The 26,616-nt window shown below is 56.9% G+C and carries 25 protein-coding genes; 11 read left to right on the forward strand and 14 right to left on the reverse strand.

The window, feature by feature from the left end:
- Nucleotides 1-135: 135 nt before the first annotated feature.
- On the forward strand, nt 136-474 hold the full coding sequence (locus ACXAEW_RS21195; RefSeq protein ID WP_474943330.1) for a hypothetical protein: 339 nt from the start codon (nt 136-138) through the stop codon (nt 472-474).
- Nucleotides 475-617: 143 nt separating this feature from the next.
- Here the strand turns inward: ACXAEW_RS21195 and ACXAEW_RS21200 are convergent, their stop codons facing one another.
- Both ACXAEW_RS21200 and ACXAEW_RS21205 read right to left on the reverse strand, forming a co-directional pair.
- Nucleotides 618-1,025 (reverse strand): rhodanese-like domain-containing protein, encoded by a 408-nt coding sequence (locus ACXAEW_RS21200; protein WP_474943331.1) that lies wholly within the window; start codon nt 1,023-1,025, stop codon nt 618-620.
- 114 nt (nt 1,026-1,139) lie between these two features.
- Nucleotides 1,140-1,547, reverse strand: coding sequence for a winged helix-turn-helix transcriptional regulator (locus tag ACXAEW_RS21205; RefSeq protein WP_474943332.1), 408 nt, complete (start codon nt 1,545-1,547; stop codon nt 1,140-1,142).
- 109 nt (nt 1,548-1,656) lie between these two features.
- On the opposite strand from ACXAEW_RS21205, the gene ACXAEW_RS21210 reads away from it, so the two are divergent.
- Nucleotides 1,657-2,517, forward strand: a complete 861-nt coding sequence (locus ACXAEW_RS21210) for an SDR family oxidoreductase (RefSeq protein ID WP_474943333.1) — start codon at nt 1,657-1,659, stop codon at nt 2,515-2,517.
- Nucleotides 2,518-2,581: 64 nt separating this feature from the next.
- On the opposite strand, the gene ACXAEW_RS21215 is transcribed toward ACXAEW_RS21210, so the two are convergent.
- Nucleotides 2,582-3,052, reverse strand: a complete 471-nt coding sequence (locus tag ACXAEW_RS21215; protein WP_474943334.1) for an Lrp/AsnC ligand binding domain-containing protein — start codon at nt 3,050-3,052, stop codon at nt 2,582-2,584.
- Nucleotides 3,053-3,233: 181 nt separating this feature from the next.
- Here ACXAEW_RS21215 and ACXAEW_RS21220 point away from each other — a divergent pair, with 181 nt between their 5' ends.
- The 3 genes from ACXAEW_RS21220 to tviB all read left to right on the forward strand — a co-directional run bounded on the left by ACXAEW_RS21220 (nt 3,234) and on the right by tviB (nt 6,644).
- Nucleotides 3,234-3,671, forward strand: a complete 438-nt coding sequence (locus ACXAEW_RS21220; protein WP_474943335.1) for a universal stress protein — start codon at nt 3,234-3,236, stop codon at nt 3,669-3,671.
- 12 nt (nt 3,672-3,683) lie between these two features.
- Nucleotides 3,684-5,240, forward strand: coding sequence for an alanine/glycine:cation symporter family protein (locus tag ACXAEW_RS21225; RefSeq protein ID WP_474943336.1), 1,557 nt, complete (start codon nt 3,684-3,686; stop codon nt 5,238-5,240).
- 141 nt (nt 5,241-5,381) lie between these two features.
- Entirely contained in the window at nt 5,382-6,644 is a 1,263-nt protein-coding gene (tviB, locus tag ACXAEW_RS21230; RefSeq protein WP_474943337.1) for a Vi polysaccharide biosynthesis UDP-N-acetylglucosamine C-6 dehydrogenase TviB, read from the forward strand.
- A gap of 42 nt (nt 6,645-6,686) precedes the next feature.
- Here the strand turns inward: tviB and ACXAEW_RS21235 are convergent, their stop codons facing one another.
- Entirely contained in the window at nt 6,687-10,658 is a 3,972-nt protein-coding gene (locus ACXAEW_RS21235) for a PEP/pyruvate-binding domain-containing protein (RefSeq protein ID WP_474943338.1), read from the reverse strand.
- A 361-nt stretch (nt 10,659-11,019) separates the two neighbouring features.
- On the opposite strand from ACXAEW_RS21235, the gene ACXAEW_RS21240 reads away from it, so the two are divergent.
- Together ACXAEW_RS21240 and ACXAEW_RS21245 are read left to right on the forward strand one after the other, a co-directional pair.
- Nucleotides 11,020-11,826: a PhnD/SsuA/transferrin family substrate-binding protein gene (locus ACXAEW_RS21240; protein WP_474943339.1), complete on the forward strand. Its 807-nt coding sequence runs from the start codon at nt 11,020-11,022 to the stop codon at nt 11,824-11,826.
- An 18-nt stretch (nt 11,827-11,844) separates the two neighbouring features.
- Nucleotides 11,845-14,127 (forward strand): response regulator, encoded by a 2,283-nt coding sequence (locus ACXAEW_RS21245; RefSeq protein ID WP_474943340.1) that lies wholly within the window; start codon nt 11,845-11,847, stop codon nt 14,125-14,127.
- Nucleotides 14,128-14,139: 12 nt separating this feature from the next.
- On the opposite strand, the gene ACXAEW_RS21250 is transcribed toward ACXAEW_RS21245, so the two are convergent.
- Genes ACXAEW_RS21250 through ACXAEW_RS21260 form a run of 3 tightly spaced genes read right to left on the reverse strand, consistent with a single transcriptional unit; the run spans nt 14,140 to nt 16,198 of the window.
- Nucleotides 14,140-14,964, reverse strand: coding sequence for a metal ABC transporter permease (locus tag ACXAEW_RS21250; protein WP_474943341.1), 825 nt, complete (start codon nt 14,962-14,964; stop codon nt 14,140-14,142).
- On the reverse strand, nt 14,961-15,719 hold the full coding sequence (locus ACXAEW_RS21255) for an ATP-binding cassette domain-containing protein (protein WP_474943342.1): 759 nt from the start codon (nt 15,717-15,719) through the stop codon (nt 14,961-14,963). Before ACXAEW_RS21255 ends, ACXAEW_RS21250 begins: the two co-directional genes overlap by 4 nt.
- Entirely contained in the window at nt 15,716-16,198 is a 483-nt protein-coding gene (locus ACXAEW_RS21260; RefSeq protein ID WP_474943343.1) for a Fur family transcriptional regulator, read from the reverse strand. The genes ACXAEW_RS21255 and ACXAEW_RS21260 overlap by 4 nt, the downstream gene beginning before the upstream one ends.
- Before the next feature lie 94 nt (nt 16,199-16,292).
- On the opposite strand from ACXAEW_RS21260, the gene ACXAEW_RS21265 reads away from it, so the two are divergent.
- The 4 genes from ACXAEW_RS21265 to ACXAEW_RS21280 all read left to right on the forward strand — a co-directional run bounded on the left by ACXAEW_RS21265 (nt 16,293) and on the right by ACXAEW_RS21280 (nt 20,362).
- Nucleotides 16,293-17,420 (forward strand): zinc ABC transporter substrate-binding protein, encoded by a 1,128-nt coding sequence (locus ACXAEW_RS21265; protein WP_474943344.1) that lies wholly within the window; start codon nt 16,293-16,295, stop codon nt 17,418-17,420.
- A 119-nt stretch (nt 17,421-17,539) separates the two neighbouring features.
- Nucleotides 17,540-18,841 (forward strand): NAD(P)/FAD-dependent oxidoreductase, encoded by a 1,302-nt coding sequence (locus ACXAEW_RS21270; RefSeq protein ID WP_474943345.1) that lies wholly within the window; start codon nt 17,540-17,542, stop codon nt 18,839-18,841.
- Between the two features lie 226 nt (nt 18,842-19,067).
- Entirely contained in the window at nt 19,068-19,445 is a 378-nt protein-coding gene (locus tag ACXAEW_RS21275; protein WP_474943346.1) for a response regulator, read from the forward strand.
- Nucleotides 19,446-19,507: 62 nt separating this feature from the next.
- Complete coding sequence (locus ACXAEW_RS21280; RefSeq protein ID WP_474943347.1) at nt 19,508-20,362, forward strand: fumarylacetoacetate hydrolase family protein; 855 nt, start codon at nt 19,508-19,510, stop codon at nt 20,360-20,362.
- Nucleotides 20,363-20,379: 17 nt separating this feature from the next.
- Here the strand turns inward: ACXAEW_RS21280 and queF are convergent, their stop codons facing one another.
- The 7 genes from queF to ACXAEW_RS21315 form a co-directional block, all read right to left on the reverse strand.
- Nucleotides 20,380-20,844, reverse strand: coding sequence for a preQ(1) synthase (gene queF / locus ACXAEW_RS21285; protein WP_474943348.1), 465 nt, complete (start codon nt 20,842-20,844; stop codon nt 20,380-20,382).
- A gap of 15 nt (nt 20,845-20,859) precedes the next feature.
- A complete protein-coding gene (queE, locus tag ACXAEW_RS21290) occupies nt 20,860-21,567 on the reverse strand; it encodes a 7-carboxy-7-deazaguanine synthase QueE (protein ID WP_474943349.1) in 708 nt (235 codons plus the stop codon).
- Nucleotides 21,564-21,914: a 6-pyruvoyl trahydropterin synthase family protein gene (locus tag ACXAEW_RS21295; RefSeq protein WP_474943350.1), complete on the reverse strand. Its 351-nt coding sequence runs from the start codon at nt 21,912-21,914 to the stop codon at nt 21,564-21,566. The genes queE and ACXAEW_RS21295 overlap by 4 nt, the downstream gene beginning before the upstream one ends.
- On the reverse strand, nt 21,914-22,624 hold the full coding sequence (gene queC, locus ACXAEW_RS21300) for a 7-cyano-7-deazaguanine synthase QueC (RefSeq protein ID WP_474943351.1): 711 nt from the start codon (nt 22,622-22,624) through the stop codon (nt 21,914-21,916). The genes ACXAEW_RS21295 and queC overlap by 1 nt, the downstream gene beginning before the upstream one ends.
- Nucleotides 22,625-22,763: 139 nt before the next feature.
- On the reverse strand, nt 22,764-24,179 hold the full coding sequence (locus ACXAEW_RS21305; RefSeq protein ID WP_474943352.1) for a 3'-5' exonuclease: 1,416 nt from the start codon (nt 24,177-24,179) through the stop codon (nt 22,764-22,766).
- A complete protein-coding gene (locus ACXAEW_RS21310; RefSeq protein ID WP_474943353.1) occupies nt 24,169-24,699 on the reverse strand; it encodes a hypothetical protein in 531 nt (176 codons plus the stop codon). The genes ACXAEW_RS21305 and ACXAEW_RS21310 overlap by 11 nt, the downstream gene beginning before the upstream one ends.
- A 36-nt stretch (nt 24,700-24,735) precedes the next feature.
- Entirely contained in the window at nt 24,736-26,559 is a 1,824-nt protein-coding gene (locus ACXAEW_RS21315; RefSeq protein ID WP_474943354.1) for a putative nucleotidyltransferase substrate binding domain-containing protein, read from the reverse strand.
- Between the last annotated feature and the right edge of the window lie 57 nt (nt 26,560-26,616).

The following is a 26,616-nucleotide window of genomic DNA, read 5'->3' on the forward strand; positions in this document are numbered from 1 at the left end:
AAAAGTGCAAGTCTAGACCGGACTGAAACCAAACCTTGTGAGGACCACTACCCACTTGTGGAAAGAAGCTTTTCGCTACAGGATTTGTGAGTGACGGTAGTCAAAACTGCAGTGTAGGTTCAAATGAGAATTGCAATGACGGTAGTCGCAATCATCGTGCTGTGTGGCTTATTGGCTTACCAGTCGATGATTGCTTGGGACGTTCGAAACGTTCGCGATTCACAACGAGCCTATAATAGCTTCGTATTTGATGCTGCGACATTAGGATGTGTTCGCAGAGCATCCATTATTCGGACAGCAGAGGCGAGAGGCTGGGAATTTGAAGATGACCGCCAGCCACCTTTCAGGAGTTGGTCACCAGACAATTGGAGCATCGCGGTTCGAGTATTCATCGAACCTCAACTCAACTTCGCAAAGGAGCCCGGCGTTACATTCTTCTTTGACAAAGACGACTGCCTAGTTGGCGACCAGTGAAGAAAGCGGCCATTGGTGTACCCATTTGGAATGTCCGCTGTGTCCGCAAGGCAGTCATCGATGCACTGCGCAGTGTAGGTCCGGTTTGAGAGTGCGCGCAATCTCACTAAGGCTGTGCGCACAACCAAGTGAGACCGGGCTGCTCAATCCTTTGGGAATATGCACCCATAGGGCGTGATCGGCGCGCCCATCTTTTTTAATGCGGCAAACCCGCCGGTGATGTGGCTGACATGGGGATGACCCATGGCCCGTACCGCATCCGCCGCCAAGGCCGAGCGCAGACCGCCTGCGCAATAAAAGACCAACCCTTTGGTGCTGAGCAGCTCAGGCTTGTGATAGGGGCTGTCAGGGTCGACCCAGAATTCCAACATGCCGCGCGGTGCATGAAACGCGCCTTCGATCACCCCGTCACGCTGCAGCTCGCGCACGTCGCGGATGTCCACCAGCAGATAGTCGTCGCTGGCGACACGCTCCATACCGTCCTGCGGGGACAGGTTTTCAATCCGGCTCATGGCTTCTTCGGTCAGGGCTTTAATGCCTTTGGTGATCATGGGGGCCTCCGTGTGAAATCTTGTGTGTGAAATCTTGGTTGCAATCAGGCCTGTCCGTGAAAGAGCCAAGCCGGTAGGAGATGAAATTCAAATTGCCCGATATGAATGCTTGCTTCAGCGACCTGATGCAACGTCATACTTGCCGCGCGCGTCTTTGATCGAGTCAAAATGCGCATCGGCCCAATTGATAAGGCTCTGCATCGGGGTCAGGAGGGACCGGCCCAGATCGGTCAGTTCATATTGAACAGATGGGGGTTTGGTTGGAAAAACCGTGCGGCTGATCAACCCATCGCGTTCCAGTTCGCGCAGGGATTGGGTCAGCATCCGTTTGGAAATGTCCGGAATGCGACGGGTGAACTGATTGAACCGCATCGGGCGCAGCCCCAGTTCCAGCAGGATCAACAGGGTCCATTTGCCGGAGATCTGATCCAACACCAGCCGCACAGGGCAATGGACCAGCATCTCATGGGTTAGCGGCATGTCCGGGTTCAGATGAGGTGATTGCAGCTGGTCGTCCGGCATCTGGTTCCCTTTTTGTAACCTGTGGCAGAAAAAGTGCCTCCTTTCCAAGGAAGCATAAGGTCTCATATTGAGACTTATATCCGTTTTGCATCTTGGAAGGAAGATAATCATGACAAAGGTAATGGTCACCGGAGCATCCGGGCAGTTGGGACGGCTTGTGGTTGCGGGCCTTCAGGACAGGTTGGCCAAGGACGAGATTGCGGTTCTGGTCCGTTCGGATGCGGCGCGGGATGAGTTTGCAGCGCTTGGGCTGGACGCGCGGCAGGGTGATTATTCCGACCCCGCTTCGCTGGATGGGGTGTTCGATGGGGTTGAAAAGCTGTTGCTGATTTCCGGCAGCGAGGTTGGCAGCCGGGTGCCGCAGCACCTGAATGTGATAACCGCTGCCAAGGCCCAGGGTGTGCAGCACATCGTTTATACATCGCTCCTCAAGGCGGATGTTTCGCCGATGGGTCTGGCGGCAGAACACAAGGCAACCGAAGAGGCGCTGGCCGACAGCGGTCTGGACATCACCCTTCTGCGCAACGGTTGGTACATGGAAAACCATCTGATGGCGCTGCCGCAGGTGATTGCGATGGGACAGCAGTTTGGCGCTGCGCGCGAGGGTAAGTTTGCAACGGCAAGCCGTCAGGATTTTGCCGAGGCTGCTGTTGCGGTGCTGACCGGCAGCGGTCACGCAGGCAAAACATATGAGCTGGGTGGAGACGCGCCATACACATTGGCCGAATTTGCAGCAACGGTTGCGGACGTCGCCGGGAAACAGGTCGCCTATGTTGATATGCCAAAAGATGCCTTTGCCGAGGCTCTGGTGGGCGCGGGTCTGCCTGCGGAATTGGCAGGGGTCATTGCCGATGGGGATGCGGCGGCTGCCGAGGGGTGGCTCTACACAGACAGCGGCGACCTGAGCAGGTTGATTGGCCGCGCAACTACACCTTTGAAAACCGCTGTTGAGACTGCGTTAAAAGGTTAGACATCTGGGCCGGGCTCGTTGATCCGGGCGCGTTGAGTTGGAGCGTGCCCGGACGCCGCCGCTGTCACGTTGTCGCGGTGAAGTCATAGCTTTCTTTGACCACTTCCATAACCGCAAAGGAATTCGTCTGGTGGATGCCCGGCAGTTTGTTGATCTTCTCTCCCAGAACTTCGCGGAAATGGGCCATATTGCGGGTCCGGATCACCATCAGATAGTCAAAAGACCCGGCAATCAGCAGGCAGCTTTCGATTTCCTCCACCTTTGCGACAGCTTTGTTGAAATCGTCCAGATGATTTTCACCCGTGGCCGCCAGCGAAACCTGCACCACCGTCATATGGCCGGCGTCGAGCTTTTCAAGGTCCAGAACCGCCCTGTATCCGCGGATATAGCCGGTACGCTCCAGCCGTTTGACCCGTTCGGAACAGGGCGTGTTTGACAGGTTTACGCGGCTTGCAAGTTCTACGATTGGCAGTCGACCGTTGGAGTCCAGCTCTTCAAGGATTTTCAAGTCGATTCTATCTAAATCCCTGCTCATTAGTGAATCTCCCTCATAAATTGCCATTAAGCACGAAAAAATCTCAGTATTCTTTCTATTATGTACCCAATAACTAGTCAAAATCACTGAAAATGAAAAGTGAGGCAAAATGTCAGAAAAATGTTAAAAAGCCTCGGGGGCCTTTGCTCCCAACCTTAACCTGAACCAGGAGGGAACTCTTATGACGGTGAAACTTGTTGTTGGCCTGGATGGGGCGGACACAGGGGACCGAGCGCTTGCTTTTGCAAAAGAGCTGGCCGAACGCATCGATAACTCAGAGCTGATCGTAGCTTATGTTATCGAGTGGTCTCCGTTCACTTTCCAAACACCAGAAGAGAATGCCACACGCCACAAACGGCGTGAGGAAGAAGTTGCAACTGCAAAGACGCGGGTGATTGAACCGGCGATCAAAGCGTTGACGGACGCGGGCTTCAAAGCCAGCGGCGTTGTCCGCCATGGGGATGTGGCTGAAACGCTGAATGCGATAACCGTAGAAAACAAGGGCGCGCAGATCATCGTGGGCCGTGCATCCGAAGGTGGTTTTGCAAAACGCATCTTTGGCAGCTCTACCCAAAATCTGGTGATGCACGCAGACGTGCCGGTCACGGTCGTCGGATAAGGGAAAAAGACAATGAAAAAAATAAAAGAGTCTTTGCGCAGCGCCGCCGCTTTTGCCGTGATCAGCGGCCCGGCGTTTGCACAAGAAGCGATGGGGATTGATGAAAAGGTCAACGCAGCCTTTGCCAAGGCGACAGGTCCTTTTGTCAGTGCAATTTTTGCTCCGATTCCGGGAACCGACTTCCCGTGGATCGTGTTGTGGCTGGTGATCGCTGCCACAGTATTCACGCTCTATTTCGGATTTGTGCAATTCCGTTTCTTCAAGCACGCCATTCAGCTGGTCAAAGGGGATTATTCCAACCCCAACGACGCGGGTGAGGTAAGCCACTTCCAGGCGCTGGCAACCGCATTGTCCGGCACCGTGGGGCTTGGCAATATTGCCGGTGTAGCTGTGGCTGTAAGCATTGGGGGTCCGGGCGCGACTTTCTGGATGATCCTTGCGGGCCTTTTGGGCATGGCGTCGAAATTCACCGAATGTACGCTGGGCGTGAAATTCCGCAATGAATACGAAGATGGCACCGTATCCGGTGGTCCGATGTATTACATTTCCAAAGGCTTCAAACAGCGCGGCCTTCCCGGTGGCGGTATCCTGGCGGTGATGTTCTCGGTCTTCTGTATCCTTGGCGCATTGGGGGGTGGCAATATGTTCCAGGCCAACCAGGCCCATGCGCAGATCTCTGGGATCGTCGGTGAATATCCGGGCTGGATCACCGGTCTGGTCTTTGCAGCCGTTGTGTTTGCCGTGATCGTAGGTGGCATCAAATCCATCGCCAATGTGACCGAAAAAGTCGTGCCGCTCATGGGCATCCTTTATGTTGGTGCGGCGTTGGTGATCCTGGGTGCAAACTACCATCTGATCGGCTGGGCCTTTGGTCAGATCTTTGCCGGGGCCTTTACCGGTCTTGGTGTTGCGGGTGGTCTGGTTGGTGCGCTGATCCAGGGGTTCAAACGCGCGGCCTTCTCGAACGAGGCGGGTGTTGGCTCTGCGGCGATTGCGCATTCGGCTGTGAAAACATCCGAGCCGATCACCGAAGGCTTTGTCTCCCTGTTGGAGCCGCTGATTGATACCGTTGTGATCTGTACCATGACCGCGCTGGTCATCATCATCTCGCAGCAGTTGATCATCGACGAGGCAACCGGCCTTTACATGCTGAACGAAGCGGGATCGGCCATTGCAACCGTTGACGGCAATACCGGCGTGGCGCTGACTTCGGCGGCCTTTGGGTCAACCATCACCTGGTTCCCCTATGTGCTGGCGGTTGCGGTGATCCTCTTTGCCTTCTCCACCATGATCTCCTGGTCCTACTATGGCCTGAAGGCATGGACCTATCTGTTTGGCGAAGGCAAGGCCACCGAACTGGTGTTCAAGCTGATCTTCTGCGCCTTTATCGTCATCGGCGCGGCTGCAAGCCTGGGTCCGGTTATCGACTTCTCGGACGCGGCGATCTTTGCCATGGCTGTGGTCAACATCTTTGCGCTCTACTTCCTGATGGGGTTTGTACGCGAAGAGCTGCAGTCCTACAGCTCGCGTCTGCGTGAGGGCGTGATCAAGAAGTTCGCACGCTCCTAAGCTGTGACATCCTGAAAAAGAGGGGGCGGTCGTCATAAGACGGGCCGCCCTTTTCCTTTTTCGGCAATCCAGATCGCAGACACCGTTGATGTTCCTGGGCAACTGTCCTTTATAGGGTGGACCGCAAAGGAGCGCGACCAAATGGAAAAAATCGGTGTCATTGGGCTGGGATATGTCGGTCTGCCTTTGGCAGTGGCCTTTGGGCGGATACAGCCGACCGTTGGGTTCGATATCAACGCCGACCGGATTGCGGCCTTGGAACGCGGGCAGGACGAGACGCGCGAAACCACCGCTGACGAGATCCAAAGCGCAACTCAGCTGAGCTTTGCCAGCCGCGTGGGGGATCTTTCTGACTGCACCGTTTTTATTGTCACGGTGCCGACACCCGTGGACGAAAGCCATCGGCCGGATCTGCGCCCCTTGAAGCGGGCGTCTGAAACTGTGGCAAAGGTTCTGAAGCCGGGCGACCTGGTGATTTATGAATCCACCGTCTATCCCGGCGCAACCGAAGAAGACTGCGTTCCGATCCTTGAGGCGCAAACAGGGCTGGTGTTCAATCAGGACTTCTTTGTTGGCTACAGCCCCGAGCGGATCAACCCAGGTGACAAACAGCGGCGGTTGGCGGATGTGGTCAAAGTCACGTCAGGCTCTACGCCCGAGGTCGCAGACCGTGTGGATGCGCTTTATGCCCGGATTGTGACCGCAGGCACCCATCGTGCGCCCAGCATCCGTGTGGCCGAAGCCGCCAAGGTGATCGAGAACAGCCAGCGCGACATCAATATCGCGCTGATCAACGAGTTGGCGATGATCTTTAATAGGATGGGCATTGACACCGAAGCGGTGTTAAACGCGGCCGGGACCAAGTGGAATTTCCTGCCGTTCCGCCCCGGTCTGGTGGGCGGGCACTGCATTGGGGTGGACCCTTATTATCTGACCCATAAGGCGGAATCCCTGGGCTACCATCCTGATATCTTGTTGGCCGGGCGGCGTCTGAATGACGGCATGGGCACCTATGTTGCGCAGCAGATGGTCAAGGCGATGATGCAGAAAGGCTGCGCCACACCTGCGGCGCGGGTTTTGATCATGGGCCTCACCTTCAAGGAAAACTGCCCCGATCTGCGCAACACCCGTGTGATTGATGTGGTGCGGGGGCTGGAAGGGTTTGGTCTTCGGGTGGATGTGCACGACCCGATGGCTGATCCCGCAGAGGTACGCCGCGAATACGGGTTCGACACCGTGGCGCAGCCCGTGGCCGGAACCTATGACGGGATCATACTGGCCGTGGCCCATGACAGGTTCAAAGCTCTGTCCGCAGAAAGCATCCGCGCTTTTGGCCGGGGCGGTGCAATCCTTTATGACCTGAAATATATCCTGACAGAGGAAGAGGCCGACCTGCGCCTTTGACCCGAACGAAACCGGGCGGCGCAATGGCCGCCCGGTTTCTGTTCAGGCGATATGAACCACCGTTTTATCCTCGACCTCGGCGCGGATTTCGCCGTCCTCCGTGACGGTGATCAATTGGTTCGGGTGCAGGGTGCGCAACCCTTTGCAAGAGACCAGCATCATCTTGTTCTTTTCCCGCGCGACAATGGACATATGGCTGAGCCAACCGCCCACCTCGCTCAGCACCGCGCCCGATTGCAGGACCTGCGGCAGCCAGGCAGGGTGAACCATCTGGCAGACCAGAATGTCACCTTTGCGGAAGCCCTTGAACAGCGTCTCGACGTCACTGCCATCATCGGCAAAGTCATCGCTGACGCGGAACACTCGGCCGGTGACTGTCCCGCCACCTGCAACACAGGTGCCGCCCAGGCTGTCATCACCGGTGGCTACGCTGCGACCCAGCGACAAAAGCTCCATATCCTGCAACGTTAGCGACACCTCGGACGGAGCCGATTTGCGGCGCAGGGCTTCTCGCTCTTTGCGTTCCGATGCTTTGGTCTTTAGCTCAGCCGGTGCGATCCCATTGTCCAGAAGTTCGGCCCATGTCAGGTAAAAGACCAGCGTCTGGAGGTCCGTGCGTTGACCCAATGCCACAAGCGCCCGACGCAATTCGGCCAGAACGCGCAGAGCCTCATGTTTGGCCTGTTCCTTCAGGTCCTGGAATGCGATGGCCCGATCCAGGGTCTCGCGCAGGCCCGCCGGCAGATCGCGGGGCAGGGACGGATCATTGTGGATCGAAGGCAACGGGCTGGCGACCAGGCTTTGCAGCATGGTTGGAGCCTCGCGGTAGCGCGGTGAGCTGAGTTCATAGTCAAACATCGACCGATGGCCCATGACCGCAACCGCTTGTGCCATGTCACCCGCGCAGGCCGCCAAGAGGTTGGTTGGCGCATGTGGGGCTTCGGCCTGCATCAGATGGGCGCGCAGGGATGGGTCCCCTGCGGTTGCATTCTGTGCCTCCCCCATGGTGAAGCTTGCAAAAATATTGACCTTTTCCGCCTGCACATAAATGTCATGCACAAAGAGATCGCGCATTTTGGCGATGACTTGCAACAGTTCGTCCTGCGGCAGGTGATCAAAATCAAGCGCCTCCCAAAAGAGCACCTCCCGTTTGAAGGCGGGCAGGGTTTCAGAGTGGAACTCGGACAGGAACCCCGTCGCCTTTTTGCGCAGCTGTTTGGCCTGCGCCCGGCTGAGCGACAGGGCCATGTCGGATTTGATGCGGGTGTCCACATATGTCTTGCCAAAGAGGTTCACCAGATGGCTGCCGGGATCTTCTTGCAGCTTGTAGGGCACGCCAAGGGCGCGGCAGGCGTGATCCAGGCTGCCACCGGGCGCCCAGACCCGGTTCATCAGATCAAACGACAGCGGGGTGGGGCGTGGCAGGACTTCGGACATTTCATCCTGTTCCAGCAAGACCTCATCCTGGGGCGCATTGGCAAAACGTTCGAGATGCGCCTGCCATTCGACACAGCGCTGTTGCTGCGCAACAGTGCCAAGGGCCAGCGTGGTGATGTCGCGGCTTTGCAGGATGCGGAAGGCGCCGTCCTGATAGGCCCATTCCACGTCTTGTGGCACGCCAAACAGATCTTCGATCTGACGGCCCAGTTCCAGAAGTGGCCCAAAATCAGGCATTTCGCCATTGGGGTCCGCGATCTCCTGCCCTGTGTAACGACCAAACCGTGCAACGTCTGGGGTGACACGGCCCGAGACCAGCGCCTCGCCATTGCCCTTGACCCATTCAAGCATTACCATACCGGGCGCGGTGGGATCCTGGGTGAACAGAACGCCTGCGAACTCTGCATCGACCATTTCCTGCACCAGAACATTGGCATGTCCGCTGTCAGACACAGTGTCATAGCTTTTGCTGCGCTCAGAGGTAAAGCTGCTGTGTACATGGGTCAGCGCGTCCAGCATCGTGTCGCCGGTGACATCCAGAACCGAGTCAAAGACGCCCGCAAAGCTCTGCTCTGCGCCGTCCTCGTTGCTGGCTGAACTGCGCACGGCACAGGGGCGTTCCCCGACAGCGGTCCAGATCCGGGCTGCCAGCGCCTGTTGTTTCTGCAAGGGCAGGGCCGCCAGGCGATCCAGCGCGGGGCCTTTGACAACCACACCATTTGGCACCGGCAGGCCTGCGTTTTTCATGATCGACAGGCGATAGGCCTTGTTCCCGGCCTCTGTCAGCGCTCCGCTTTCACGCAAGGCATGGATGTCGCGGGGCAGTTTCGCGGCGGTTAGACGTGCAGCCTTGGCACGGACCCAGGCGAGTAGGGGTTTATGGGCCTCCACCACATAGGTGCGCTGCGCCAGCAACAGCGCAAGACTGAAGCACAGGTAGGCATTGGCCGCAAAGCTGAGGCCCAGAACCATTGCAAAGAGCACGGGCACGCCCAGTCCCATCCACAGCAGGCGCGCACGCGGTGTTTTCGCCACAGCCCAAAGGAGGTAGACCGCCGCCAGAGCGGTAAACATCGCGGGCATGACATAAAGCGGGTCCGGCAGGCCGATGTTTGCAGCCCAGCCAAGTCCGGAGCCTACGGTTTTGGAGGCCTGCCCGGCGGCGGACACACCCAGCATCATGATCGGTAGGAAGGCCAGCGCCAGCATATTGCGCATCGGAGTCAGCCCATGTTTCGCATAATGCTCCTGAATCGCGCGGGCTTTGCGCACGGGATCACTGGCAAGGCGTTTCTTGAGCGCTGTCAGATCGTCCTTGGTTGCGGCGGTCACAAGCTGGTCGCGTTCCGATTTCAGAGCAATGGGCAGCACCAATAAGCGCGTCAGCAGCGACAGGGCAAACAGCCCGGCCAGAAGATGCAGTTTTTCGTGGCTCCAGACCAGTGCGGCGGCGATGCCTGCAATGGCTTTGTCCCACAGGGTAGAGTTCTGATCGGCCAGCCAGTCCTGCACATGCGCTTTGGGTTTTGGCGGGATAAAGAATTCCCACGGCAGGGTGTAACGCCCCTGATAGTCAATGCCTTTGCGGGTCAGTTCCAAGCCGAGCGCCTGTGCCATAAAACAGCTGCGTCGGTCATAACAGGCGGCAACGGTGGGTTTTTGTTGCAGACTGTTCAGGCGCGTCTGCAGGTCGCTGGTGGTCATGGCGCGCAGCGGTATATTGATCGCGCCCGGCAGGTGGCCGCTTTCAAAGTCACCGGGATAACGTGTGTCGATGATTTGCAGATCGCCAGTATTGAAGAGTTCTGCGAAGTCATTGGTGTCCAGAAGGACGTCTTTGTTCGGATAGTCCGGCAACGCCCGCAGATCGGACAAGGATCGCACTTTCTCGTCGCTGAACGGGCGCCCCTCGACGATCCATTTCTCCAGACCGCCTGCAATAAAACGGCAGTCGATCCCCATCTTGGCCAGTTCCGCGCATGTTTCAGAGCTGCGGTTGCCATTGTGGCAGAACAGAACCACCTGTTCGCCGGGTTGGACCGGTACGGATTGCAGAAAGTCCGGGAACCGCATGTGGTCGGACCCCGGAAGGGTGCCCATCTCACGCTCGCCGGTCTCGCGCACATCAAAGAAGTGCGTCTTACCATCCGCCAGCAGCGAGGCCGCATCCTCGGTTGAAATACCCTGAGGGTGGCTCAGCTGGGCGGAGAAGCTGGTTTCCTTCAAGTTTGCGTCTTTTATTTTGCTGCCTTCGAATTGAGCTGGGCGCAGCAATGTGGCCTCAAGCCGGGTGCGTCTTTCTGTCTGGCTTTGGCTGTATTGCCAGTAGTTTGCACAGAGCAGCGCTATTACAACGAGGGCCAGACCCGCGATCAGCTTTACCGGGTAGCGGAGGGTGTTGCCACCTTTGGTCCGCGCAATCCCAAACTTGGCGGCGATCGCGGCTCCAAGCCCTGAAACCATGGCGACGCCAACCGCAAGTACCTGAGAAAGCGAGGAAACTGACCCGATGACCAATTCGGGTGACGGGATCGCAAAGGCCGGGTCTGCCACCGCAACCGCGACAAGAGACCCCATAGTCAAAGCGCAGGAAGAAGGCGAAAATTTACGAAAATAATAGTTCTGAAGGTATCTTTTCACTGGTAGTCCTGTGGGCGGGCGCCCTTAGTTAAAGTTTATGTAATATTTGTGACAGATGCGTAAAAATAGTTACTTAAACGTTAAAAGCCAAAAGTGTAATTAATCGTAAACATCAGAGCCGTTATTTTGCTGGCTCTTAACTATTACCTGCTACTGTGCTTCCCATAGAGGCCGCTTGGCTGGGTGTTCAGTCCCGCAGATGGCGGTCATAGATCAGATATTTGAAATGGAATGTCACATGCATCAGTTCAAAAGCATTTTGCGGCAGGCGTCTGTGGTTCTATTTACGAGTGTTATTATGGTTGCGTCTCTGGCGGGGTCTGCAACCGCAGAAATCAACCTGAAATTCGGGACTTACGCGGCCGACAAGCCTACGGAAACGGTCAAGAAATACCGCCCGTTCTTGATGTTTCTGGAAAACCAGTTGAGCAGCGAACTTGGCGAAGATGTTCACATCGAAATGGTCATCGCCAAGGAATACGAAACAAGCATCCGTCAGCTTGCATCAGGCGAAGTCGACTTTGCACGCTTTGGGCCTGCGTCCTACATCCTTGCAACAAGCCAAAATCCAGGTGTTCAAATTGTCGCGATGGAGTCAAAAAATGGGCAGAAAAAGTTCAAAGGGATCATCGCGGTCCACAAGGACAGCAACATCGATTCGCTTGAAGATCTGGCAGGCCTGACATTTGCTTTTGGCGATGAGCTGTCGACAATCGGTCGCTACCTGTCGCAGGCCGTCCTGCTTGATGCGGGGATCTCAGGGGACGAACTGCATTCTTTTGATTTTCTGGGACGACATGACTCGGTCGGCCTTGCCGTTGGTGCAGGCAAATATGCCGCCGGTGCGTTGAAGGAAAGCACTTTCAAAAAGCTCGTCGCTGATGGTGTTCCGATCCGTGCTTTGGCGAATTTTGACAATGTGACCAAACCCTGGATTTCCTCTTCGGATCTGCAGCCGCGGGTGTTTGCAGCGATGCAAAAGATCATGCTTGCCTCTGAAAACGAAGAAATCGTCCGTCGGGTGTCTAAAAACGGTTTCCTTTTGGGATCGGACGATGATTATCAAGAGATCAGACAAGCGATGCAGCGCAGCACTGATTTCTGAACGAATTTTTGTGAGACTATGAAACGCACCGGTATTCTTTCACAAATTGTGCTGTCGCTCTCGTTTGCGGCGGTACTGGTGGCTTATGGAGTTGGCTATCTCGCTCAAACCAGCGAGGCGCAACGTTTACATCAGCAACTGGAAGAACAGGCTGATCTGACCGTCTCATTGCTGAGCGGGCTGATGCTGGAATCCATTATCATCGAGGATGTACCCGTCCTGCAAACCGGTTTGATCGAGGCGATTGCCCGCAATCCGAAGCTGTTGTCGATCAAGATCCTGAATGCCAGCGAAGAGGTCATCGCCCAGGCAAAATCACCAACTATGCCTTCTGAGGGCGAGTTTGTGATGTACGAACGTCCTATCGAACTGGACGGTTTTGCCTTTGGCGAAATGGTGGTGAAATGGTCCACCCGGGAAGGCACCGCCCTGGTTGAGGAACGTGTGCAGCAAACGATCATGTGGACCGGCCTGTCTGTTGTGGGACTTTCGGTGCTGGTTTGGGGGCTTGTGCATCTTCTGGCTTTGCGGCCCCTTGGGCTGATCCACCAGCGGATGTCGGACGCGATTTCTGGGATGAAACGCCAGCGTCGTATTTTGCCCTGGTACGCGTCGCGTGAATTCTGGGCGTTGAACTACTCCGTTGGCGTTCTGGAGGATACGTTTGACGAGCGGGATGAACGCGAATTTGCGCTGGAACAGGCCCGTGAATCCGCTGATATCGCCAATCATGCCAAGTCCGAGTTTCTGGCCAATATGTCCCATGAGATCCGCACGCCGATGAATGGGGTGATCGGCATGGCGGAACTTATTCTTGAAACGGATCTGGACGAAGATCAGCGCATGTATGCTGAGACGATTTCAAAGTCGGGCTCGGCGTTGCTGACGATCATCAACGACATTTTGAACTTTTCCAAAATTGAAGCCGGGAAGATGGAGCTCGACAATGCACCATTTAACCTGCTGACGGCATTGGAAGATGTTGTGACTCTGTTGTCGCCGACGGCCAACGAAAAAGGGATCGAGATTGTCCTTCGGTATGACCCGCACCTGCCCGAGGTCTTTATTGGGGATGTCGGGCGCATACGTCAGATCATTACCAATATCGCAGGTAATGCGGTAAAGTTCACGCCGCGCGGATATGTCTGTATCGAAGTCACGGGCGAAGAGGGCCCTGGGGAGCACAAGCTGAAACTGTCAGTGCGCGACACCGGCATCGGGATCCCACAGGAGAAGCTGGAAACGATTTTCAGCGCCTTTGAACAGGTTGACGGTGCTGCGACCCGCAACTTTGAAGGCACAGGACTTGGCCTGGCGATTTCCGAACGGTTGCTAAAGCTGATGGGGGGACGTATTGCGGTGTCCTCGACCGTTGGAAAAGGCAGCGTCTTCACCTTGAAGCTGCCGCTGGCATCAAGCCAGGAAACACCACCAGAGGCTTATGCTTCGATGGATCTGACGGGGCTGCGTGCCCTGATTGTGGATGATCTGGAGGTGAACCGGATCATTCTGTGCGAACGTCTGCAGACCTGGGGCATGACCTGCGAGTCCGCAAACTGCGCGGTGGATGGCATCAACATCCTGAAACAGCGCGGGGACGGTTACTTTGATTTGATCCTGCAGGATTTCCAGATGCCGGTTATGGACGGCAGGGATCTGGCCCGGCAGGTGCGCAGCCTGCCTCATTGCCGCGATCTTCCGATTGTTGTTTTGTCATCTGTCGAACAGCCTTTGGAAAAGGATGAAATCGAAGAGCTGGCTCCGTGCAAAGTGACCACCAAACCGGTTCGCGCGGCGCAGCTGCAACGTGTGATCAGCACCATGCTGATGAGCCAGCAACAGGCAGAGCAAGAGGACGTGAGTGCCCAGCCCAAACCAGAAGATGGCTTCAAACGGCGCATCAGCGTGCTGATGGCAGAAGACAATCGTACCAACCAGCTGGTGGTAAGCCGGATGTTGAAAAATGCGCCGATCGACCTGGATCTAGCTGCCAATGGGCTGGAAACAATTAATAAGTTCAAGCACAGCAGACCCGACATTATTCTGATGGATATGATGATGCCGGTCATGGACGGGGTGCAGGCAACCGAAGAAATCCGCGCGATTGAGGCGGCGTCGGGCACCCCAGGAGCGACGCCGATCATCGCACTGACAGCGAATGCCCTTCAATCGCACAAAGACAAATGTCTGGCTGTGGGGATGAATGACTTTTTGAGCAAGCCGATCAGCAAGAAAGCGCTGTTGGATGCCTGTGAGAAATGGTCCGTGGCCTCGGCTCCGGTTGAACAGACCGGAACCTGATTGCGGGCTGGATTAGTCCTCTGAATTACTGCGCAGGTGACGTTGGTCAAACAGGCTTCGGAACAGGCTTGCGGCCATAAAGCAGCCAGCGGCGACCGTTACAATTGTCGGTCCCGTTGGGGTATCACCCGCAAAGGAGATCTGAAGCCCGGTTATCACCGCAAAGACTCCGACAAGCGCTGCAAAGATCGCCATCCGCTCGGGCGTATTGGCAAATGCGCGTGCTGTGGCAGCCGGAACAATCAGCATTGCGGCAATCAGCAGAACGCCCACCACTTTGATCGCAACGGCGACCACAACGGCCAGCGCCAGTGTCAGCACCAGTTGTTCCCGGCGGGGGTCGATGCCCGCAGCATAGGCGAGGTCGGGGTTCAAAGTGGCTGTCAAAAGGCCGGACCAGCGCCAGATCAGAAGGCCAAGTGTGGCAAGGGCACCGACCCAGATGACCGCAAGGTCGCTGCGGCCAACGGCCAGGATATCTCCGAACAAATAGGCCATCAGATCAATCCGGACCCCGTGCAGGAAGGACACGGCCACAAGACCAAGCGCCAGCGATGAATGGGCCAGGACCCCCAAAAGCGTATCCATGGCATAGCCGCGCCCGGACAAAGTGGAGACAGTCGTCGCCATCACCAGTGCTGTGACCAGAACGCCGCCAAATACAGAGACATCAAAGGCCAGAGCCAGCGCAACGCCCAAAATCGAAGCATGGGCAGTGGCATCTCCAAAATAGGCCATGCGGCGCCAGACCACAAAGCAGCCCAAAGGAGCCGCGGCCAACGCCAGACCAATGCCGGCCAATGCGGCGCGGATCAGAAAATCGTCCAGAAAGCTCACGCGGCGGTTCCTTCGTTTTGATGGGAGTGGTCGTGATCACAGCCGTCGTCATGCGTGTGATTATGTTCATGACGATAAAGGGCCAGCGCCCCTTGGGTGCCGGAACCGAACAGGGCGCGGTATTCCGGGGCTGATGCCACATGTTCCGGCGCGCCTTCACAACAGATGTGACCATTCAGGCAAATGACCCGGTCCGAGGCGGCCATGACCACATGCAGCTCATGGCTGACCATCAGCACAGCGCAGCCCAATTCCCGTCGCACGGTTTCAATCTGACGGTAGAACGCGGCGGATCCGGGCTGGTCCAGCCCCTGGGTCGCCTCGTCCAGGATCAGAAGATGGGGTTTGTTCAGCAGCGCACGCGCCAGGAGCACACGTTGAAACTGTCCGCCGGACAGGTTTGTCATCTGCCGGTCCGCGAGCTTGGCAACACCGGCCTGCATCAGCGCGGCATTGGCCACTGTATCGGACACCCGTTTGGGCAGGCTCAAGAACCGGCGTACGGTTAACGGCAGAGTTGGGTCAATATGCAGTTTCTGCGGAACATAGCCGATCCGCAGCCCTTTTTGCCGGGTTACGGATCCAACCGACGGGCGCACGGCGCCAATCACATTGCGCAACAGCGATGATTTTCCGGATCCGTTTGGTCCGACCACAGTGACAATTTCTCCTTCTTCTATGGAGAAATCGACTTTTGATAGCACTGTGCGTCCGCCGAAGGTCAGGCTGACGCCTGTCAGGGAAACGAGGCTCATTTGCTGTCTGGCTCCTGGCACTTTGGGCACAGGCCTTCTGCCTCTACGACGGTGCGTTCAATCAGGAAGCCTGCGGCGCGCGCGGCGGCCCCCATTTGGCCCTTGGTTGGTTCCGCATGCGCTTCGGCGATGCTGTCACAGCTGCGGCAGATCATAAAGATCGGCGCATGTTTTTCGCCGGGATGGGTGCAGGCGATAAAGGCGTTCAGCCGTTCGATTTTATGGGCGAATTTGTTCTTTACCAGAAAGTCCAAGGCACGATAGGCCACCGGGGGCTGGGCACTTTGCCCTTCCTGGCGCAGACGTTCCAGAATCTCATATGCACCCCAGGCCCGGTGTTCCTCCAGCATGATTTCCAGCACACGTCGACGGATCGGCGTGAACTGCAGCTTGTTCGCGGCGCATTGGTCCGCAACCGTCTGGATCGTTTTGTCGATACAGGCAGTGTGATCATGTGTTTCAAAACTCAGCGAACGCATCAAAGCCTCCGGGCAGGTCACGTTTTCATCTTGATATGTTATGACATGACGTATAACAACCCGTGATATGTTATAAAGTTACATGGAGCGTAACATGAAACGGTCTTCCAGTGCCGCCCTTGCAGTGCTTTTGTCCACGACGGGCTTGGCCCATGCCGAGGTGCCGAAAGTTGTCACCGACATCGCGCCAATTCACGGCCTTGTTTCGCGTGTTATGGCTGGTGTTGGCGAACCAGAACTTTTGGTGCGCCCCGGCAGTTCTCCGCACAGCTATGCAATGCGCCCGTCCGATGCGCGGGCGCTGAGCCAGGCCAACCTGATCGTATGGGTCGGAGAGCCGCTGACCCCATGGCTTGAGCACCCGATCGAAGAGCTGGGAACCTCTGCTCATATTCTGGAGCTGTTGGAAACAGAAGGTGGCGTGCGGTATGAATACCGGACCGGCGCGACGTTTGAAGCCCACGACCATGGGGATGACCACGATGATCATGAGGGTCATGACCATGAAGGGCACGATCATGCGGAACATGCAGATGGGCATGATGACCATCACGACGATCACGCGCATGACGACCACGATCATGATGATCATAAACACCATGATCACGAAGAGCATGATCACCACAACGAGGCGCATGACGACCACGAACAGCATGACGATCACGCGCATGACCACGCTGAGCATGGCGGTCATGAAGGACATGATCATGATGGCGTAGATCCCCATGCGTGGCTGGCACCAGAGAATGGCAAAGCATGGCTTGCGGTCATTGCAGAGGAATTGTCTGAACAGGACCCGGCCAATGCGGAAACCTACCTGGCCAATGCTGCGGCTGGTCAAGCCGAGATTGACGCTGTTGTCGCCGGTCTGCGAACTGAACTGGCCCCGGTTGCAGACAAGCCATTTGTTGTCTTTCACGACGCCTATCAGTACTTCGAACGGGGCTTTGACCTTGCGGCGGCAGGTGCAATTTCTATCGGAGACGCCAGCAAACCCAGTGCCGCGCGGATCGCGGAAATCCAGCAAACGGTTCGGGATCTGGGTGTCGCCTGTGTCTTTGCAGAGCCGCAGTTCAACAAGGGTCTTGTGCACACCGTTGCAGACGCGGGCGACATCAAAGAGTTAGAGATGGATCCGCTTGGCTTCAATCTGGAGCTTGGCGCTGATTTTTATGTGAACTTGTTGCAAGCCATGGGAGATTCTCTGGCAGCCTGCAAGTAATCACATCTGGCGCGCGGGGACCTTCAGCCGCGCGCCTTTTAATTTGATCAAATTTATCTGGATCGCAGGGTCCCTTTCTGGCACACCCGAGGTGACGCCCAGAAAAAAGGACATGATGCATGGATCTGCTGACAGCCAATGATGCGGCGGGTGAATACCCCAAATCCTATTATGCAGCGACGGCCGAACCCTTGGACCCCTTCCCGCGTCTTGAGGGATCCGTGGTTTGTGACGTCTGCGTTGTTGGTGGCGGTTTCATGGGGCTGTCGACCGCGCTGCATCTAGCCCAGAGCGGGTATGATGTTGTCTTGCTGGACGCACAGCGCGTGGGGTTTGGAGCCTCAGGGCGCAATGGCGGGCAGGTCGGGCAGGGGCAGCGGCTGGATCAGGACGAATTGGAAACGCTGCTGGGGCACGACCACGCTAGGGCGCTGTGGACGCTGGCAAATCAATCTGTGGATTTGGTAAAAGAACTTGCGGCGTCGGATTTGGTCGACGCTCAGTTTCATCCTGGTATCATCCACGCGGATCACCGCGAACGGTTTGTCCCCCACAGCCGGGATTATGCGGCCAAGCTGAATGAAGAATACGGCTACGAGCAGATCCGATTTGTCGACCGGGATGAGATGCGCACCCTGGTCAACTCACCGTCCTACCATGGGGGAACGCTGGATATGGGCGCGGGTCACATTCACCCGCTGGCTTTTGCGTTTGGCCTTGCGCGTATGGCGCAGTCAGCAGGCGTGCGCCTCTATGAGCAGAGCAAAGTCGACACGGTCACCGATGGCACGCGCGTCACGCTGACAACCAAGGCGGGACAGGTCGATGCACAGCATGTTGTGCTGGGGTGTAACGGCTATCTTGGTGGGCTGGAGCCGCGCGTGGCGGAAAAGGTCATGCCAATCAACAACTATGTGGTTGCAACCCGCCCGTTGGGGCCGAAGGCGCAGGAAGAGTTGATCCGGAACAACTATGCAGTTGCGGATAGTAAATTCGTGGTCAACTATTTCCGTTTCTCTGACGATCACCGTCTCTTGTTTGGCGGAACCGAAAGCTATGGCTACCGGTTTCCGGCTGATATTGCCAAGGCCGTACGCCGCCCGATGAGAGAGATTTTCCCGCAACTTGCAGAGGTTGAAATTGACTATGCATGGGGGGGAACCCTTGGCATCACGATGAACCGAATGCCGCATTTTGAACGTCTGTCCGGAAACATCATGAGCCTCTCTGGTTTTTCCGGTCACGGCGTCGCGATGGCAACTCTGGCGGGGCAGATTGCAGCGGAAATGGTAGCTGGCCAGGCTGAGCGTTTTGACCTGTTTGCAAGAGTTCCGACCCTGCGGTTCCCCGGGGGGGCACGGTTGCGTAGCCCGCTTCTGGTGCTGGCAATGCTATGGTTTTCAATGCGTGATCGACTCTGATCCAGCGTGGTGAGCTGTCAGGCTGCAAAGGGGGATCATCACGTATTCACTACAAAAGATGTTTGCAAGACCTTATATTCAATGTAAAGTTGAAACATATATCGAACCGGTTTTTTGTTAACGATTTTACCGCAGGCGGTCGAAAAGGCGATAAACGGGCAATCGTCTAGCTTTGCGGTAGGGCATCCCAGGGGGCGTAAAGACGTTGAGATCCCAAACAATCCTCATGATAGAAGAAGACGCAACCGCACGGTTTATGATGCGCGAGATTGCCCGTGCGCTGGATGTTCAGGTCGAAACAGCGCGGTCATGTGGTGAAGGGCTGTTGCGGTTGCGTGCACATCCATCGCGGTTTGCCATGATTATTTTGAACGTGCAGCTGTGTGAGGCAGCGAGCGATGATACTGTGCACAGCATTCGTAGCGACGAAAAATCCGAAGTCCGCGAGATTCCGATCATTGGCGTAACAGATCAGTCCGTGCAGTTGGATGGGGTGATAAAAAGCACCTTTGCCGTGGATGAATGTCTTCACAAACCGGTCACCCCGGCCGAGCTTTTATCTCTGGTCGATCGCTATTTCCCGACGTCAATCGCGCAGAGCTAACAGCGGGCTTGTGTTTCGCCGGTTCAGCGGGTTTTCTTCCCATCAAATAGGGAGAAACAGGCATGAAACTTGTTCGATACGGTGCCAAAGGTGCCGAACAGCCGGGGATCTTGGATGGTGCAGGGCGGGTGCGAGATGTGTCGCATGTGATCCCTGATGTTTCCGGCGCGGCACTGCTGCCCGATATGCTTTCCCGCCTGGCTGAGATTGATCCTTTGTCACTGCCATTGGTTCCGGGCCTGCCCCAGGATGATCTGCGATTGGGGGCCTGCGTCGGTGCGGTGGGTAAATTCATCTGCATCGGTCTCAACTATGCTGATCACGCGGCGGAATCTGATCTGCCGCTGCCAAAGGAACCCGTGATCTTTGGCAAATGGACCTCAGCCATTTCGGGACCTGATGATGCGATTGAAATCCCGCGTGGGGCGGAAAAGACGGATTGGGAGGTCGAGCTTGGCGTGGTGATCGGGCAGGGTGGCCGTTACATCGCGCAAGGCGACGCGATGGATCATGTCGCCGGGTTCTGTGTCATCAACGACGTGTCAGAGCGTGATTTCCAGTTGAATCGGGGGGGCACCTGGGACAAGGGCAAGGGGCACGACAGTTTTGGCCCGCTTGGCCCCTGGTTGGTCACGCAGGATGAAGTGCCAGACCCCGGCAACCTGTCTCTCTGGCTTGAGGTGGACGGCGTGCGGTATCAGGACGGTACCACCGCCAATATGGTCTTTGATGTGCCAACTTTGGTGTCTTATTGCAGCCAGTTTATGAGCCTTGAACCCGGTGACGTGATTTCAACAGGAACACCTGCGGGCGTTGGCATGGGGCAGAAACCGCCCGTTTATCTGCAAGGGGGAGAGGTCGTGCATCTGGGTGTCACAGGCCTTGGCACCCAGACGCAAAAAGTGGTGCGTGCCTAGGTCGGCACGCGCGGAGTTCAGCCGCGACCGCGATAGGGTGGAACGCCCTGATCCGGGATCCAGACGCCTTGGGGCATTTCGCCGGTCTGCCAGAAGACATCAATCGGAATGCCACCCCGCGGATACCAGTAGCCACCGATGCGCAGCCATTTGGGCTCCAGAAACGTCACCAGTCGACGCGCGATGGATACGGTGCAGTCCTCGTGAAAGGCTCCATGGTTGCGAAACGAGCCCAAAAACAGTTTGAGCGATTTGCTTTCCACCAACCAGTCACCGGGGACATAATCGATCATCAGATGTGCAAAATCCGGCTGCCCCGTCATCGGGCAAAGCGATGTGAACTCGGGGGCAGTAAAGCGTACATTATAAAGCACATCCGCCTGTGGGTTCTGTACGCGCTCCAGCTCTGCCTCTTCGGGGGAGGCAGGCATAACCGTGTCACCGCCCAGCTGTTTCAGATTGCTGTAGATACTGTCAGTCATCTTGGGTTCCTTGGATCAGACGCCCCGTTTGTTGCCCCACAGGAGGACATGGAGCTGGGGAAGAATACGCGGTTCAAACCAGAAATCTGCGGCGGTTTTCTCAACAAGCCATAGCAGGCGTTTGAGGTTGTCTTGTGCGGTTACAGCGTGTTCCGGGTCTGATGTCGGGTTGCCGGGTTGCAGAAACAGTGGCATTTCCGGGTAACGGTCTGCAACGGCGCGCGACCATGCATAATCATCCTCGTCAAAAACCACGATCTTCAGCACGGTTTTTGGCGCCAGCCCGGCTGCTTCCAAACAGCTTTCAAATGCAACCCAATCCTCGCTTTCGCCGCTTGAAGGGGGTTTGGGAGAAAGAACCAGCGTGTCCAGCTCGGCAAACCAGTGTTTGGCGATGGAGCCCTGGGTTTCGCAGGCAAAACGATAGCCTTCGGCCTTGCCCATTTCGATCACCGGGGCAAAGTCCTGAATTGCCGGGTTGCCGCCGCTGATTGAAACGGTCAGGGGTTTGCCGCCAGACAGGTGCTTGACCCTGGCCCAGATATCGCCGGGGGTCATGGCTGCCCAGGAATGGCGAAAGGCGCTGTCGACCGCATGCATGCTGTCGCACCAGCTGCACCGAAAATCGCAGCCGCCGGCGCGAATGAAAACGGTTGGCTCCCCGATCAAGGCGCCTTCGCCCTGAATTGTGGGTCCGAAAATCTCGGCAATACGCAGGGTCATGGTCGGTATTCCGCCCAGATCTTGGGTGTTTCTGCGATCCGCACGGCACAAATCTCGGGCCAGTATTCCTTGCACCAGTCAAAGAAATGTTTGGCCAAAACCTCGGACGTGGGCCTGGCGAGCACATCGTTCAGGTGACGGTGGTCAAAACATTCGTCGATATAGTTTTTCAGCAGGTCAAGATCGCGGTATTCGCGTACGAACCCGTGTTCGTTCAGTTCGGCTGCTGACAGTTCCACGGTGACAACATAGTTGTGCCCGTGAACGCGTTTGCAGGGGTGGCCGTCTTCCAGCGTTGTCAGATTGTGAGAGGCGGAGAATTGGAACTCCTTGGCGATACGATACATTAATCGGCCTCCTGACCGGTGACGGTGTCGATGGCCGTGCGCCAGAAGTCCGGATCCTCATAGACCGTGGGATCTTCCAGACCGGCCAGATGAAAGGCTTCACGTCGTTCGACACAGGTGCCACAGCGCCCGCAGTGATGCGTGCCGCCCTTGTAACAGGACCAGGTCTCGGCAAAGGGGGTGTTCACAGCCGTTCCATCCGTAGCGATGTCGGCCTTTGATTTATGCACAAACGGCGTGAACAGCTGGACATTGGCATAGCCATCCAATGCGGCCGCCTGCATGGTGTTAAACGCCTCGGTAAAGGCGGGGCGGCAGTCGGGATAGATGAAGTGATCGCCACCGTGAACGGCTGTGGCCACTGCGTCATCGCCCTTGGCGGCAGCAATTCCAAACGCGATGGTCAGCATGATCGCATTGCGGTTCGGAACCACGGTGACCTTCATGGTCTCTTCCGCGTAATGCCCGTCTGGCACGTCAATATCATCGGTCAGGGCTGACCCCGTGAGCGCCGCACCAATCCCGCGCATGTCGATAATATCATGGGCCACGCCAAGGCGTTTGGCAGCTTTGGCGGCATAGTCCAGTTCTTTGCGATGGCGTTGGCCGTAGTCAAAGGACACCAGCCGGGTAAGTTCGTGCTCTTGGGCCACAATATGGGCCAGCGCGACGGAATCCATTCCGCCCGAGCAGACAACGATAGTTTTCATGTTTAGACCCTTGTTTTGATAACCGGGTAGGCTGCGACCGGTATGCGGGGCCTTTAACGAAAGAAAGGTCCGGAGTGCAACATTAAAAATTCCCTAAAATAATGAGTTGCCGCGACGGAATGCCCCGCGATTTGGGGAGTCAGTTCAAATCTTCCAGCAACTTTCCATGCTTGCGCGTTTCCGTCACAATATGGTCAAATGTCTTCAGGCCGCGCGATTGCAGCATTGGCAACATCTTGCACAAGACTTCGGCGGTGGCATGTGCGTCTCCCAGGGCCGTATGGCGCAAGGCTTGCGGGATGGTGACATCAAGGCGGTCGCACAGCGCATCCAGCGTATGGGGCGCGCTGGCCCCGAATAGGATCGCCGATAACAGCACCGTGTCCAGAATCGGTTGATCCCAGGTGAGGCTGTTTGCATTCCCATAGCGGCGCATAAAGGCCATATCAAAGGGCGCGTTATGGGCCACGATCACCGCGTCTTGCGCAAATTTGTGAAACTGCTGCGTAACGGATTTGGGGTCCGGCGCATTCATAACCATCTTGTCCGTAATCCCGTGCACCTTGGTGGAGGCTGGTGGAATGGCGCGCCCCGGATTGACCAGTGTATCCATCTCTTCGCCGGACACGATGCGTCCGTTCACCACCCGCACAGCTCCCAATTGAACGACGTCATCCTTGTGGGGCATCAGGCCGGTTGTTTCGGTGTCGAACACCACAAAATTCAGATCATTCAGCGGGCGGATCTTCATCGGCTTGGAGGGCGCCCGTGCTGTTGTCAGCTCAAAATCAAAAATCAGAGGCCGGGCGTCTTCTGAGCCGATCAGAGCATGGGCGTCGTCCAGGATCATCATATAGCCATCACCCCGGCTGAGTGGGATCAGGCGCACGTCAATATCCAGGTTGCCCTGCGCGCCGCGCAGGGTGGTCGACACCGCATCCCGGTTGAGCTGCAATTGCTCAACCGCTTTTAACAGCTGGTCTTTGGCGAAATAGTCAAAGATTGACGCATTCAGACGCGGCGCATGGATCTGTCCAAGCACATTGGCGGCCTGCCCATCGTACAGCGTGATCTGATGGGCCGGGTTTACAAGAACAATCGCCAATGGGATATCAGTCAGCAGTGTTTTGAGCCGTTCTCGATCTGATGCCAGATGATGTGTGGCATCGGCCACGGCGCGCGCGGCAACGCAGGTGTTTTGGGACAGCTGTTCGGTGATGGCGCGGGCTGCGGGGGCGAGATCACCCAAATAGCGCGCCTGATCGGTTTCGATGGAGGAGGAAACACCCGCATGCGCCCGGCTGCGCATCTCAGCCGACAGGCGCTCAATCGGTTTGGCGATGTTTTCGTCAAACAGCAACCAGACCCCTGCGGTGACACCCAGAATGCCAAGACTTGCAATAACTCCGGCATAGGTAAAGGCGCTGATCTGACTGCCGTCCGCGGCGTGCCTGATGCCCAGAACCAATCCGACAGCCACCGCCGCAACCCCTGCAGCCGCGATCAAGACAAAGAACAGCAGAACGCGGGTGCGCAGGCTCAGATCATGCAGCATGGTCCCCTCCGCACAAGGCATCCAGGACGGCGTCTTCGGATGGGGAGGCAACCCAGTCCGCCCCGGTCACGCTGCCGTCAGCGTTGAATTCAATACCATCCGCCAGCGCAGCCCGTCTGCGGGCCGGGCAATCGGCCAGCACCGGCAGTTTGTGAACACTGGACCAGCGGCCATAGAAATAGAGATCGCCCAGAACCAGGCCGGGATGATCGCTATGGGTGCGCAGGTTGGGTTCATCCACGGCGACAAAACGGTCAACATAGGGGAACGCCATGGTCCAGGGGCGGTAGAGCGCTTTGTTTTCAACGGTTTCTGCGATCACCATACCTTCGGGCAGGCTGGCAGAGGTGCGGCTGTACCAGCTGTATTCATTTGAGATCGTAACCCCGATCATCGCAGCACCGGCGGCGACAGGGGTTAACCAACGGGGCAAGCGGCTGCCGGTGAGCTTGTTCAAAAGCATCATAACACCCGCGCCGCCAACACCGGCCAGGATCGTTGCAAGCAGTTCCAGAAACATTTTCTTCCTCCCAAAAGCGCCGGGGTGGCGCTTCCCTTAACTTAATACGCCGCGGCCCTGACCAACGGCGGATTGCATGGTTTTCACCACCACAAATGCGTCGCGCAGATGGCTGCGCTCCAGATCCGACAGTTCAGCCGGCCTGAGATAATTGTCAGGCTTCTTTCCTTGTTTGATCAAGCTGGCCTGATGCTGCAGCCGGGTTTCCGCGATCATATCATAGGCGTCCAGCAGATCATGCGCGCCGGATGCGCTGAGCCCGCCTGCATGCGCGGCCTCTTCCAGTCGCGCACGGGTGTTGACGGATGTCAACGTGCCTTGCAGCGCATAGATCCGCGCCAGATCGACCACAGGCACAACGCCATTGTGTTTGAGATCAAGCCGGTTCTTGTGCTCACCGGACCGGATTGTCGCCAAACCCCGCAACAGGCCAAGCGGTGGCATATGTTTCAATGAGTTTGACACCATGTGTGCCACAAAGATTGAATTCTTGCGCGCCGCGTCCAATGTGCGCTCCTGAAGGTCGGAAAAGAGGCTGCGGTCGCCCGCAATGGCCCGCAAATCGAACATGACAGAGGCAAGCATCTGTGCCTCCGGGTCTGGTTTGTTGATCCAAGCCTGAAAGTAACCGCGCCACACGTCCAGTGGCTGACACCAGCGCGCATTGGTGGCCATCATACCGCCCGGGCAATAGACATAGCCACAGGTGTTCAGTCCGTCGCTGACGAATTTCGCCAGGGTTTGAAAATACGTCATGTCCGTGTCGCGGACATCATTGTGCAGGATGAGGCAATTGTCCTGATCGCTCACTCCGGTCTGTTCGCGCCGCCCTTGTGATCCGCAGGCCAGCCAAAGATAGGGAACCGGCGCGGGGCCGAGTTGGGCCTCTGCCAGCTCCAGCAGGCGCAGCGTCACGGCGTCGGCGACATCCGTGATCAAGCGGGTGACAACTTCATGCCGGTTTCCGGCGCCGACCAGATGCACCAACAGGGATGGGATACGGGCGGTGACCTCGGCCATCTGCTCTGCCGTGTCTGCGTCGGCGATGTGATGCAAGAGTTCGGCCGAGGTGACGGCTTGAAACCGGGTCAGGTCCGTCTGGGTTATCATCCCAACCAGCGTGCCGTTTTCCACAATTGGCACATGGCCGATCCGGCGGCTGATCATCAGGTGCAAAACGTCTGATCCAAGCGCGGTGGGCGGCAGCGTCAGCGGATCGCGCGCCATGATCGCGCCCACAGGCGTTTCCGGCGACAGGCCTTCGGCGACAACTTTGTTGGTCATATCCTTGGTGGTCAGAATGCCAAGCAACTGGCGTCCGTTGCCCACACAAAGGGATGAAATCCGATGTTCCCGCATCATCTTTGCGGCGGTATGCACGCTGTCATCTGCTGAACATGTTTTGGGTTCGGTCGCCATCAGATCCTGCACGCGGCTGTTGGCCAGGGTCTGGCTGGTTGTCTTCTCAGCCCGCGATCGGTCAAAAAAATTGCGTGCAGCAGCGCTGGCGGACAGGAAGTGTTCGAAATCGGCGGGGGGTAGAAGCAGGATCAGGCTGTCTTCTTCAGCGCGGGCGCTGGTCACGGCAATGCCGTCGCGTAAAAGCCCGCGTTCGCCAAAGGAGTTGCGCAGCCCCAGATGAGAGACAACGGCTCCATTGCCGTCGGTCACCTCCACAGCGCCTTCGTAGATCAGAAAAAGGCCGGGCGCGGGCTTGTCGAACTCATAGATCCAGCTGTCAGCGGCGTATCTCTTTGCGGAAAAACACTGAGCCAGAGCTCCAAGTGCCTCCGGTTCAAGCGAGTCATAGGGGTGCACCGACTTCAGGAACTGCGTGATCTGTTCTGTGGTTAATGCCATGTCAGACACCCTTTGAATGCGAAAAGCCCTGCCCGGCTGGGAGGAGCCGAGCAGGAC

The sequence above is a fragment of the Epibacterium sp. ABZ3_068 genome, assembly GCF_056159265.1.